This window comes from Streptococcus mitis, assembly GCF_047464035.1.
Taxonomy (GTDB): Bacteria; Bacillota; Bacilli; order Lactobacillales; family Streptococcaceae; genus Streptococcus; species Streptococcus mitis_DX.
Genome location: NZ_JASHCQ010000015.1, coordinates 1 through 13693 on the forward strand (window position 1 = coordinate 1; position 13693 = coordinate 13693).

Annotated in this window: 9 protein-coding genes; all 9 read left to right on the top strand. The window is 39.7% G+C overall.

The annotated features are described in order from the left end of the window. The first annotated feature begins 447 nt into the window (after nt 1-447). A complete protein-coding gene (locus QM818_RS05875) occupies nt 448-3195 on the top strand; it encodes an SIR2 family protein (protein WP_033682219.1) in 2748 nt (915 codons plus the stop codon). 343 nt (nt 3196-3538) lie between these two features. Next, complete coding sequence (locus tag QM818_RS05880; protein WP_414300021.1) at nt 3539-5152, top strand: ribonuclease Y; 1614 nt, start codon at nt 3539-3541, stop codon at nt 5150-5152. 128 nt (nt 5153-5280) lie between these two features. Then, on the top strand, nt 5281-5907 hold the full coding sequence (gmk, locus tag QM818_RS05885; protein WP_000775041.1) for a guanylate kinase: 627 nt from the start codon (nt 5281-5283) through the stop codon (nt 5905-5907). Nucleotides 5908-5931: 24 nt separating this feature from the next. After that, on the top strand, nt 5932-6246 hold the full coding sequence (gene rpoZ / locus QM818_RS05890; RefSeq protein WP_000979235.1) for a DNA-directed RNA polymerase subunit omega: 315 nt from the start codon (nt 5932-5934) through the stop codon (nt 6244-6246). Between the two features lie 65 nt (nt 6247-6311). Continuing rightward, entirely contained in the window at nt 6312-8708 is a 2397-nt protein-coding gene (locus tag QM818_RS05895; RefSeq protein WP_414300022.1) for a primosomal protein N', read from the top strand. 12 nt (nt 8709-8720) lie between these two features. After that, nucleotides 8721-9656, top strand: a complete 936-nt coding sequence (gene fmt, locus QM818_RS05900; protein ID WP_247939299.1) for a methionyl-tRNA formyltransferase — start codon at nt 8721-8723, stop codon at nt 9654-9656. Beyond that, the gene (gene rsmB, locus QM818_RS05905; RefSeq protein ID WP_414300023.1) at nt 9649-10962 is read left to right on the top strand and encodes a 16S rRNA (cytosine(967)-C(5))-methyltransferase RsmB; all 1314 of its coding nucleotides are present in this window, start codon (nt 9649-9651) and stop codon (nt 10960-10962) included. Before fmt ends, rsmB begins: the two co-directional genes overlap by 8 nt. Nucleotides 10963-10976: 14 nt before the next feature. After that, the gene (locus QM818_RS05910) at nt 10977-11717 is read left to right on the top strand and encodes a Stp1/IreP family PP2C-type Ser/Thr phosphatase (protein WP_000406256.1); all 741 of its coding nucleotides are present in this window, start codon (nt 10977-10979) and stop codon (nt 11715-11717) included. After that, nucleotides 11714-13627 carry a Stk1 family PASTA domain-containing Ser/Thr kinase gene (gene pknB / locus QM818_RS05915; RefSeq protein WP_414300024.1) on the top strand — a complete coding sequence of 638 codons (1914 nt, stop codon included), beginning with the start codon at nt 11714-11716 and terminating at the stop codon, nt 13625-13627. Before QM818_RS05910 ends, pknB begins: the two co-directional genes overlap by 4 nt. Nucleotides 13628-13693 lie beyond the last annotated feature (66 nt).

Consider the following 13693-nt stretch of genomic DNA (forward strand, 5'->3'; position numbering starts at 1 on the left):
AGAGGCAAGTGACGAGTCAAGAGCAATAAGGCTTGAACAAAGTGAAAGCCAGCGTCTTTAGGCGCTGGCTGGTAATTTGGGCTTATAGCCCTGGTTCAAACCACCCGTTAGACGGGTGGTCATGATTGTAGAAATTTTAGTTAACAAATTGAAGATAAAGTTTTTGGAAAATGATAAACTCCCTAATATAGAAGACAAAAAGTCAATAAAGAAAATTAGTATATAAACCTTAATCTTTATCTTTGAATCCGCTTTATGCTTGTTATTTTGTGGTATAATGAAGAGAACTGGTTATATTAAAAATCATAAATTGAATATAAAAGACAAATAAATTTTTATATTTATAAACCATGATAAACTTATGTTTAAGATTATGTAATAAAAAAGAATATTTATAAGGATAATTTGTATTTATGTAATACAAGCTAATGATAGGATAGTTAAAATATGGAAGAAAATTATAATTTATCTATAACTCAAATAAAGAATTCTATTAAAGAAAATTCCTTAGTTTTGTTTGTTGGTGCAGGAATATCAGCTAATTCTAATCTACCAACTTGGGGAGAATTGATTCAATCATTAAAAAAAGAATTGAACATACCAGGAGAAAGAACAGATAGTCCACTGAGAATTGCTCAGTATTATTATGATACTTTTGGGAAAAATCAGTACACAAAGAAGATAGAAGAAATTTTCTTTAAGAAGGGATTGAGTAAACCAAATGAGTTACATAAATTAATAGAAAAAATTGCACCAAAACATATTATTACGACAAACTATGATTCACTTCTGGAGAGTCAATTTGAAAGTGGCTTGTTAAAGTACAATGTAGTCGCTGAGGATAAAGACATCCCTTATACGAGTTCGGAAAGATACTTGATTAAAATGCATGGTGACTTCAGTAAGAAAAATATTGTTTTGAAAGAAGATGATTATTTAGACTATCATTTGAACTTCCCAATGATTTCTACTTTAATCCAGTCATTGATAATGAATCATACTCTATTGTTTGTGGGGTATTCTCTAAGTGATTCGACTTTTAATTCAATTTTTAGAATGATTCAAAATACATTTAAATTGGATGCTAAAAATGCTTATTTTTATACTCCCGAGGAACCGTCTATGATCATTCGAGAGTATTATAAGAAGCAAGGAATTTTCATTATCTCTAATGAAGAGAATCTAGGTCAGGAGACATCAGAAAAACAGAACAAATTGTATTGCAGGACAAAAGATTTTTTAGAGGTTCTATCAGAAAACCGAAGTCAAGATGTAAATAATGCTGATGATTTATGGAATCAACTGGCTTTTTTAGATAGACTTAGTTTTATTGATGCGAAAGATTTTTCTAGATATTCTGATTTAAAGAAAAGGGCTTTAAACTGGGATGATGAGTATTGCTGGTTTGGAAATGATCAATTAAGATTTGAAATTGATGGTCATGAAGAATTACGAATTATGGTATCTAAAAAATCTTTATTAAATCGCTTTCTAGATATGGAGATTGGTGAGCCTAGGGATTTAAAGGGGAATCGATTCTTAAGTAAGGCTTTTAAGTTGTATGAAGAAAAACAATATTCTTTAGCAAAAGCAAAATTTAGAGAACTAGCTAATATAGCATTTCGTCAGAAAGACTATTTTAATTTCTTAGTTTGTGAATTTAATTTTCAGCAAATTCAAATAATTGATAGATACGAAAAAACACCTAGTTATGCAGAGCCACTTTATGATGGAGAATTAAGCGAATTAACAGAACAAATTATTAACTCGGTTACAGGAGATGAGAAAAAGATTATAGAATTTTTTAGAGATTCAATCCTTAACTTCAATTTTTTATATAGAAAATTAGAAACTATTAATGAATTATTTGATGAAATTCGTGAAGAGCATGAAAGCTATAGAAGAGGAGGATGGTCTGCTAATAATCATCTATTTAATGCGGAGTTTACAGTAAAAAATCTTTATAACTTTTTAAAATTAAATTGTTTATGTGTTGAACATTATAAGATTTATAAATCAATCATTAATAGATATTTAGAAATATTATTACTCAGTTATGATAATTCATATGTAAATCCTGACTCAAGTATTTTCGATAGAACATCTTCTTGGCTTAAAAATCTTGATTTGGATGATGTTCAATTAATTCTTCCGAATATAGATTTTAAGGTTGTAAATTTATATTTTAGAAACTATTCATTTGGTAAAATAAAAGTTACTGAGAAAGCGAAAGACTACTTGTTGAATCGAATTACTTATCTTCAAGAAAGACTTGAAATTACTGAAGATGAAAATCTTCGAGAGCTTAAAAATATGCTAATTTTTCTTCCTCTTGTTGATGATATTGACATAGAAAAAGTAATAGAAATTTTAAATAATCAAACACTGTATTATAATTGGAGCGAGGAATTTAGGAGAATTATTAAAATTGTCCTCGATAATATGGATGTTATTGATAAAGATTCATTGAAATCTAAGATAATTGGGATTGTAAATAAACATTTAAATGAAATTTTTGAGAAAAATTTTTCTTTATATAATTCAGTGTATCCACTCTATTCACAGTTACTAGAATACTGCTCAACTGATCAGGAAACTGCAATAATAGTACTCGAAAAATTTAATACAGATATTTTAAGAATAAAATATAAAAATGATGATATAAAAAATATCATAGAATATTCTGACTTGATATGTCACTTATTTAAGTATTTTGAAAAGGATATTAAAGATGACATTCTAGATACTCTAAAAGTTTATGAAGAATCAGAAAATATTATTTACCATAAAGTAATTGATTTGATGAGTTATAATGTCTATGATTTTCCTCAGATACAAAATAAAATCTACCATTATTTGATTAAAAGAATTAATGATAAAAGAGTTGAGGGGGTTAAAACTTTCCCAGACCCAAGAGAAAAGTCTGTATCAGATTTATACAACTTAAGTAGAAAAGGATATTTTTCTGATTTTGAGATTTTAAAAGATATTGAAGAAGATATTCGAGGACTTTATCCTGAAGTAGATTGGACCTGGTTCCATGATAGAAGTGATGATGTTATCCATCGTCTACTAGAACATAGAACTCCCAATAATATTAAAACTTATTTTTCAAAAAATGAAGAAGATAATAAATTGATTAATGAGTATATTTTAAAAGCTTTCGATGAGGATAAATTAATACTTAAGAAATAAATTGATACAACTAAATAAAAAAAGTTAATTTATGACAAATTTGATCTTGAAGATAAGCTGTAATTTCCTAAAGTGAATTTTCAAAGACTTGAAAGCAAAATGTTTGAATCTAGTGGAACACTATTTGGCACAACAATAGAAAATCCATAGCTGTAGAAATTCGGTGGAACTTTTTGATAGCGACACTGACTTATCTCCTTAAAAAACCAAAGAAGTGTAATCCTAAAATTCACTTCAATTTCCCCAAAACATATTCTATTTTAGGTTTGTGAAAATCACTTTTTTATGGTAGAATGTAAAAGAATGTATGTCATTCGGAATAACAATAAAATGAGGTAAAAACATGGAAATCATGTCGCTTGCGATTGCTGTTTTTGCCGTCATCATTGGTTTAGTCATTGGATATGTCAGCATCTCAGCCAAGATGAAATCATCTCAGGAAGCTGCAGAGTTGATGCTTTTAAATGCTGAACAAGAAGCAACTAATTTACGTGGACAAGCTGAACGTGAAGCGGATTTACTTGTTAATGAAGCTAAACGTGAAAGCAAGTCTCTTAAAAAAGAAGCACTATTGGAGGCCAAAGAAGAAGCCAGAAAATACCGTGAAGAAGTGGACGCTGAATTCAAATCAGAACGTCAAGAACTCAAACAAATCGAAAGTCGTTTGACAGAGAGAGCTACTAGCCTTGACCGTAAGGACGACAATTTGACGAGTAAAGAACAAACACTTGAACAAAAAGAACAAAGTATTTCTGATAGAGCGAAAAACCTTGATGCGCGTGAAGAGCAATTAGAGGAAGTCGAAAGACAAAAAGAAGCAGAACTAGAGCGTATTGGTGCTCTGTCTCAGGCAGAAGCACGAGATATTATCTTGGCTCAGACAGAGGAAAACTTGACCAAGGAGATTGCTAGCCGTATTCGCGAAGCTGAGCAAGAGGTCAAGGAACGTTCTGATAAAATGGCCAAGGATATCCTGGTTCAAGCTATGCAACGTATCGCTGGTGAATATGTAGCGGAGTCAACAAACTCAACAGTTCATCTGCCAGACGATACTATGAAGGGACGCATTATTGGTCGTGAAGGTCGTAACATTCGTACCTTTGAAAGTTTGACAGGGGTCGATGTGATTATCGACGATACACCAGAAGTGGTAACCTTGTCAGGATTTGACCCGATTCGTCGTGAAATTGCTCGTATGACCATGGAAATGTTGCTTAAGGATGGTCGTATCCATCCAGCTCGTATCGAAGAGTTGGTTGAGAAAAACCGTCAAGAGATTGATAATAAGATCCGTGAATATGGTGAGGCTGCTGCCTATGAAATTGGTGCGCCAAACCTTCATCCAGACTTGATGAAGATTATGGGACGTTTGCAGTTCCGTACTTCTTATGGACAAAATGTCTTGCGTCATTCGATTGAGGTTGCTAAGTTGGCTGGTATCATGGCGAGCGAACTTGGTGAAAATGCGGCTCTTGCCCGTCGTGCTGGATTCCTTCACGATATCGGAAAAGCCATTGACCGTGAGGTTGAGGGTAGCCACGTTGAAATCGGTATGGAATTGGCCCGTAAGTACAAGGAACATCCAGTTGTGGTTAATACGATTGCTAGCCACCACGGAGATGTTGAAGCTGAGAGCGTCATTGCAGTTATCGTTGCTGTAGCAGACGCCTTGAGCGCAGCTCGTCCAGGTGCTCGTAGTGAGTCTCTTGAAAGCTACATCAAGCGTCTCCATGATTTGGAAGAAATTGCTAACGGCTTTGAAGGGGTACAAAATAGCTTTGCCCTTCAAGCAGGACGTGAAATCCGCATCATGGTCAATCCAGGACAAATCAAGGACGACAAAGTCACAATCTTAGCTCATAAAGTTCGTGAGAAAATTGAAAACAATCTCGATTACCCAGGAAATATCAAGGTAACCGTGATTCGCGAGCTTCGTGCAGTAGATTATGCTAAATAAATAAGAAAGAGCAGTTGAAAAATTACTGCTTTTTTGTTACACTAGATAGAAAGACTGTAAAGGATAATTTGGCTTTTGCCATTATTCTAGAGAAATGTTATTTCACAGACTGACTAAAAGGAGACACAATGGCAGACCGAGGCTTACTAATCGTTTTTTCAGGTCCTTCAGGGGTTGGAAAAGGAACGGTTAGAAGAGAGATTTTTGAGAGTTCTGAAAACCAATTTCAATACTCTGTATCGATGACGACACGCGCACAACGTCCCGGAGAAGTGGACGGTGTTGACTATTTCTTCCGTACTCGTGAAGAGTTTGAAGAGCTGATTCGTCAAGGACAGATGTTGGAATACGCAGAATATGTCGGCAACTACTATGGAACTCCTCTGACCTATGTCAATGAAACCTTGGACAAGGGAATCGATGTTTTCCTTGAAATTGAAGTTCAAGGTGCTCTTCAGGTCAAGAAAAAGGTTCCAGATGCTGTCTTTATCTTTCTGACACCACCAGATTTGGATGAATTGCAAGATCGTTTGGTAGGTCGTGGAACAGACAGTGCAGAAGTGATTGCCCAACGAATCGAAAAAGCCAAGGAAGAAATTGCCCTCATGCGTGAGTATGATTATGCGATTGTCAACGATCAGGTGCCCCTAGCTGCTGAGCGTGTCAAACGTGTTATCGAAGCAGAGCACTTCCGTGTGGATCGTGTCATTGGTCACTATCAGGAGATGTTGCCAAAATCTCCAACTACCCGATAAAATTTAGAAAATAGGTACAAGCAAATGATGTTAAAACCCTCTATTGATACCTTGCTCGACAAGGTTCCATCAAAATATTCACTCGTAATCTTGGAAGCAAAACGTGCCCACGAATTGGAAGCAGGTGCGCCAGCAACTCAAGGTTTCAAGTCTGAAAAATCAACTCTTCGCGCTTTAGAAGAAATCGAATCAGGAAACGTTACAATTCACCCAGATCCAGAAGGAAAACGTGAAGCAGTGCGTCGCCGTATCGAAGAAGAAAAACGCCGCAAAGAAGAAGAAGAAAAGAAAATCAAAGAGCAAATCGCTAAAGAAAAAGAAGATGGTGAAAAAATTTAAGGTTGGGGGGACTCAATCTTATTTTTTCTATTGCAAGAATATACTGACAAGGAGGAGGTGAGAAGATGGCGATTGCCAAGATTATTGTTGATGTGCCCTTGATGCAGACGGACCAGCCCTATAGTTACAGGATTCCAGAGGAATTTCTGGGAATGCTGGAAGTTGGGATGCGGGTTCATGTGCCCTTTGGTAAGGGGAATCGCCTGATTCAAGGGATTGTTCTTGGTTTGGAGTCTCAATCAAATGAGGAAGAGATGGAGCAAGATTTAAAAGATATTGCTGAGGTACTGGATTTTTCTCCTGTTCTCACGCAAGAACAACTCTGGCTGGCTGAGGAGCTCCGCAAGTCTGTCTTTTCTTACAAAATCTCTATCCTCAAGGCTATGTTGCCAGGATTTCTGAACTCCAGCTATGACAAGATTCTCTACCCTCTGGGAGGGTTGAGTCAGGAAGACCGAGAGCGTTTGTTTGGTTCAGAAGATTCGCTTGCCTTTTCTTCACTAGACCTTGCCAAACAAGCTGAAATGATGCGTTTGACTAGAAAAGGCCTGCTTGGGCTAGAATATCAGGCAGTCGATCAAAAGAAGGTCAAGACCCAGTCTTGGTATGAGGTTGATCTTGTTCAGTTAGAAGGTGTAGAGATTTCTGCACGTGCCAAGAAAAAGTCGGAGTTGAGAGATTATTTGCTGTCTCATCCTGAGAGTGCTTCCTTGGCTAGCTTGTTAGAGTTCTACTCGCGGGAGCAAGTCAACTTCTTTGTAGAACAAGGTGCTGTGACCATAGTCCAAAAGGAAGTGCAACGCTCGGCTGCTTATTTTGAAGGCATTGAGGCAAGTCAGGCTTTGGAGTTGAATCCTGAGCAAAGACAGGCGCGAGATGCGGTTGTCAGTGCTATTGGCAGTTATCAGCCTCCCTTCCTCCTTCAAGGGATTACAGGAAGTGGGAAGACAGAAGTTTATTTGCAGATTATCCAAGGTGCCTTGGATAAGGGCAAGACAGCTATTTTGCTGGTACCTGAGATTTCTTTGACTCCTCAGATGACGGAGCGTTTTATCGCTCGTTTTGGGGACAAGGTTGCTATTCTTCACTCAGGCCTGTCCAATGGTGAAAAGTATGATGAATGGCGCAAGGTGGAGCGTGGCGATGCCCAAGTTGTTGTTGGCGCCAGATCGGCCATCTTTGCTCCGCTGAAAAATCTGGGTGTCATGATTATCGATGAAGAGCATGAAGCGACTTATAAGCAGGACAGCAATCCTCGTTACCATGCCAGAGAGGTAGCTATTTTACGGGCTCAGTATAATCAAGCAGCTCTGGTACTTGGTTCAGCAACTCCTAGTCTGGAAAGCCGTGCGCGAGCTGGCAAAGGCGTCTATCAACACTTACGTCTGACCCAACGGGCAAATCCTTTAGCTAGGATCCCTGAGGTTCAAGTGATTGATTTTCGGGACTATATCGGACAGAATGAGACGTCAAACTTTACGCCTCCTTTGCTAGAAGCTATTAAGGACCGTCTGGCTAAAAAAGAACAGGTGGTTCTCATGCTCAATCGTCGTGGTTATTCTAGCTTTGTCATGTGTCGAGAGTGTGGGACGGTAGATACTTGTCCCAACTGTGATATTTCCCTGACCTTGCACATGGATACCAAGACCATGAATTGCCATTATTGTGGTTTTTCAAAGGACATTCCTCAAGTCTGCCCTAACTGTAAGAGTCGCAGCATTCGTTACTATGGGACAGGGACTCAGAAGGCTTATGACGAGCTGACAGAACTCTTTCCTCAAGCCCGTATTTTGCGGATGGATGTGGATACGACGCGTAAGAAAGGTAGCCATCAAGCTCTACTTGACCAGTTTGGTCGAGGGGAAGCAGATATTTTACTAGGTACTCAGATGATTGCCAAGGGATTGGATTTTCCCAATGTGACCCTAGTCGGAGTTCTCAATGCGGATACAGCCTTGAATCTACCAGATTTCCGTTCTTCTGAGAGAACCTTCCAACTTTTGACTCAGGTGGCAGGTCGGGCAGGACGTGCTGAAAAAGCTGGTCAGGTCTTGATTCAGTCTTACAATCCTGAGCACTATGCTATTCGATTTGCCAAGGATCAGGATTACGAAGGCTTTTACGCTTATGAAATGGGAATCAGACGACAACTTGGTTATCCACCTTACTATTTCACCATTGGCATTACCCTTTCTCACAAGAAGGAAGAAGAGGTGATCAAACGTGCCTATGAAGTTATGAACATTTTGCGGTCAGGCTTGTCTGAAACCAGTAACATCCTTGGGCCGACGCCCAAACCCATCGCCCGTACCCACAACCTCTATCATTACCAGATTTTAATTAAATACCGTTTAGAAGATGAGCTGGGGCCGACCCTCAATCAGGTCTTGGCCTTGACTCAAAAACGGGAAAATAGTGAGCTCCGTCTCAGCATTGACCATGAGCCACAGCAATTTTTATAAGAAGGAGAAGATATGACAAAACTAATCTTTATGGGGACCCCCGACTTTTCAGCAACAGTCTTAAAAGGACTTTTGACAGATGACCGTTACGAAATTCTAGCAGTTGTGACCCAGCCAGACCGCGCTGTCGGCCGTAAAAAAGTGATCCAAGAAACTCCAGTGAAGCAGGCTGCCAAGGAAGCAGGACTTCCTATCTACCAACCTGAAAAACTATCTGGCAGTCCAGAGATGGAAACTATTATGCAGCTAGGAGCGGATGGAATCGTGACTGCTGCTTTTGGTCAGTTTCTTCCAAGTAAACTCCTTGATAGCATGGACTTTGCGGTCAACGTTCACGCTTCTCTTCTTCCAAAACACCGTGGTGGTGCGCCTATCCATTATGCCTTGATTCAAGGGGATGAGGAAGCTGGTGTGACCATTATGGAAATGGTCAAAGAAATGGATGCAGGAGATATGATTTCTCGTCGCAGCATCCCTATAACAGATGAGGACAATGTTGGTACCTTATTTGAGAAATTAGCTCTTGTTGGTCGTGATTTGCTTTTGGATACTTTACCTGCCTATATTGCTGGGGAAATCAAACCTGAACCGCAGGATCCAAGTCGGGTCACTTTCTCGCCAAATATCAAGCCAGAGGAAGAAAAACTGGATTGGACTAAAAGCAATCGCCAACTCTTTAACCAAATCCGTGGCATGAACCCCTGGCCTGTTGCCCATACTTTTCTAAAGGGCGACCGCTTTAAGATTTATGAAGCCCTACCAGTAGAAGGTCAGGGTAATCCAGGTGAAATCCTATCTATTGGCAAGAAAGAATTGGTTATTGCAACGGCTGAAGGAGCTTTGTCTCTCAAACAAGTTCAGCCTGCTGGTAAACCTAAAATGGACATTGCTTCCTTCCTCAACGGTGTTGGACGTACATTGACTGCAGGAGAACGATTTGGTGACTAAAGTAGAAACGGCTAGAAGTCTAGCTCTAGCAGTATTAGAGGATGTCTTTATCAATCAAGCATACTCAAATATCGCCTTAAATAAGCATCTCAAGGGAAGTCAACTTTCTCCGGCGGACAAGGGCTTGGTGACTGAGATTGTCTATGGAACGGTAGCCCGCAAACTGACTCTGGAATGGTACCTATCCCACTTTATCGAGGATAGAGACCAGTTAGACAGTTGGCTCTATGTCCTGCTTCTCATGAGTACCTACCAGCTTCGCTATTTGGACAAGATTCCAGACCATGCTGTGGTTAATGAAGCAGTGAAATTGGCCAAAGTCCGTAAAAAGGGCAGTGAAAAATTGGTCAATGCTATCTTACGCCGTATCCTGCGTGAAGGGTGGCCAGATATTGCCAGCATCAAACGAAAAAACAAACGTGATTCTATTGCTTATTCCCTTCCAGTTTGGTTAGTTGCCAAGCTCAAGGAAGAATATGGAGAAGAGCGAGCACAAGCCATCTTTGAAAGTCTTCTGGTGCGCAACAAAGCCAGCATTCGTGTGACCGATTTAAGTCGAAAAGAGGAAATCCAAGTCTTGTTGGAGGCCAGTGATTCACCTTTGTCTGTTTTTGGTCTCGTCAAGGAGCAGGGGCATTTTGCAGGCCATGACCTATTTTCAGAGGGGGCTATTACTATCCAAGACGAGTCTAGTCAGCTGGTTGCTCCCACTCTTGATTTACAAGGTGATGAGCAGGTTCTAGATGCCTGTGCGGCTCCAGGTGGGAAAACAGCCCATATAGCCTCTTATCTAACGACAGGTCAGGTTACTGCTCTGGACTTGTACGACCATAAGTTGGACTTAATACAAGAAAATGCCCAACGTCTGGGAGTTGCAGATCGGGTTCAAAGGCAAAAATTAGATGCCAGAAAGGTGCATGAGTTTTTTGGTCAGGATTCATTTGATAAGATTTTGGTAGATGCTCCCTGTTCAGGAATCGGTCTTCTGCGCCGAAAACCAGACATCAAATACAATAAAGAAACGGCAGATTTCGCGTCCTTGCAGGAAATTCAGCTAGAAATATTAGGTAGTGTTTGTCAAACACTACGCAAAGGTGGTATAATAACTTATAGTACCTGTACTATTGTCTCAGAGGAGAACTTTCAAGTCGTACAGGCATTTTTAGAAAGTCATCCTGAATTTGAGCAGGTTACACTAGAACATGAATGTAAGGATATCATGAAAGACGGCTGTATCCTCATTACACCTGAATTGTATGGAAGTGATGGATTTTTTATCAGTCAATTTCGTAAGATATCGGATTAGGAAGGAACTAACACATGGAAATTTCATTATTAACAGATGTTGGTCAGAAACGAACAAATAACCAAGACTATGTCAACCACTATGTCAATAGAGCTGGACGTACTATGATTATCCTAGCTGATGGTATGGGAGGTCATCGCGCAGGGAATATCGCTAGTGAAATGGCGGTAACAGACCTAGGTGTAGCTTGGGTAGATACTCAAATCGATACAGTTAATGAAGTACGTGAATGGTTTGCTAACAACCTTGAGATTGAAAATCAAAGGATTAACCAATTGGGACAAAATGAAGCCTATAAAGGAATGGGAACAACTCTTGAGGCTGTAGCCATTATTGATAATCAGGCTATCTATGCCCACATTGGGGATTCTCGTATCGGTTTGATTCGTGGAGAAGAATACCACCAGTTAACGAGCGACCATTCTTTGGTCAATGAATTGCTTAAGGCAGGTCAATTGACACCTGAAGAAGCTGCTAGCCATCCACAGAAAAATATTATTACCCAGTCAATCGGTCAAAAAGACGAAATTCAGCCTGATTTTGGAATGATCACCCTTGAGCCGGGAGACTATCTCTTACTCAATAGTGATGGCTTGACAAATATGATTTCAGGCAGTGAGATTTCTGATATTGTAACCAGCGATATTTCTTTGGCAGATAAGGCAGCAACCTTGATCCGTTTTGCCAACAATGCGGGTGGTTTAGACAACATCACAGTTGCCCTTATTGCTGTTAATGAGGAGGAAACAGAATGATCCAAATCGGCAAGATTTTTGCCGGGCGGTATCGGATTCTCAAACAGATTGGTCGAGGAGGCATGGCAGATGTTTACTTGGCTAAAGATTTGATTCTAGACGGGGAAGAAGTGGCAGTGAAGGTCTTGAGGACTAACTACCAAACAGACCCGATTGCTGTGGCACGTTTCCAGCGGGAAGCGAGAGCCATGGCGGATCTGGACCATCCTCATATCGTTCGGATTACAGATATTGGTGAAGAAGAGGGGCAACAGTATCTCGCAATGGAATATGTTGCTGGATTAGACCTCAAACGCTATATCAAGGAACATCACCCTCTTTCAAATGAAGAAGCGATTCGAATCATGGGACAAATCCTCTTGGCTATGCGCTTAGCCCATACTCGAGGAATTGTTCACAGAGATTTAAAACCGCAAAATATCCTTTTGACACCAGATGGGACTGCTAAGGTTACAGACTTTGGGATCGCAGTAGCCTTTGCTGAGACGAGTTTGACTCAGACCAACTCTATGCTGGGTTCGGTTCATTATTTATCGCCAGAGCAGGCGCGTGGTTCTAAAGCAACTGTACAGAGTGATATCTATGCTATGGGGATTATCTTCTATGAGATGCTGACAGGTCATATTCCTTACGATGGGGATAGTGCGGTGACCATCGCCCTCCAGCATTTCCAGAAGCCATTGCCATCGGTTATAGCTGAAAATCCATCTGTGCCTCAGGCTTTGGAGAATGTTGTTATCAAGGCAACTGCCAAGAAATTGACAGATCGCTACAAATCAGTCGCTGAAATGTATGTGGATTTATCTAGTAGTTTGTCTTATAATCGTCGTAATGAACCAAAGCTAGTCTTTGACGATGCAACTAAGGCAGATACCAAGACTCTTCCTAAAGTTCCACAAAGTACTCTGACTTCTATTCCTAAAGCTCCGCTACAAGAGGAAAGACCTCAACCTAAGCCCCAACATCATCAGACAGAAAAACCGGCACCTAGTCCAAAGCCAACCAAACGCCGTCGCATGAAAGCACGTTATCCAATTTTATTTGCGACCTTCTTGTTGGTTGTGGCATCCTTGGTATGGATTTTATATAGAACGCCCGCTACCATTGCTATTCCAAAGGTGGCAGGTCAGACGGTTGCAGAAGCTAAAGAAGCTCTTAAAAAAGCCAATTTTGAGGTTGGTGAAGAAAAAGCAGAGGCCAGTGATAAGGTTGAAGAAGGTAGGGTTATTCGTACCGATCCTGATGCTGGTACAACACGTAAAGAAGGAACAAAAATTAATTTGATTGTGTCTTCTGGTCAGCAATCCTTCCAACTCGGAAATTATCTTGGAAGAAAATCTAGTGATGTAGTGGCAGAGTTGAAAGGAAAGAAGGTTCCAGAAAATCTAATTAAGATTGAGGAAGAAGAATCCAACGAAATCGAAGCTGGTACAATCATTAAACAAAGTTTGCCGGAGGGAACAACCTACGATCTTAGCAAGGCAACTCAAATAGTTCTGACTGTTGCTAAAAAAGTAAATTCTATTTCAATGCCAAGTTATATTGGTTCTAGCCGAGAATTTGCAGTCAATAATCTTACACAGATATATGAAGTTAAAAAAGCCAATATCGAAGTTGTAGAAGTGTCTAAGGCTCCTGAAGGAACTGCTGAGGGGACTGTTGTAGAGCAAAGTCCAAAAGCAGGCGAAAAAGTAGACTTGAGCACTACTCGTGTTAAAATTTCTATTTATAAACCCAAAACACCACCATCAAGTTCCTCTTCAACGTCAGTTCAACGTGGTAACCAAGGTTCACCTACTACTCCAAATCAAGGGAATCAACAAGGTGGCCAGCAAGGGAATCAACAAGGAACGGTTCCTACTCCGAGTCAACCAAATAGTGAAGGAAACCACGAAAATTCTCGTGATTAAACGAATCTTTGTCATGATTTCATGGCAAAGATTTTTTTTGACTCAAGATTTGTGATAGAATAGTAG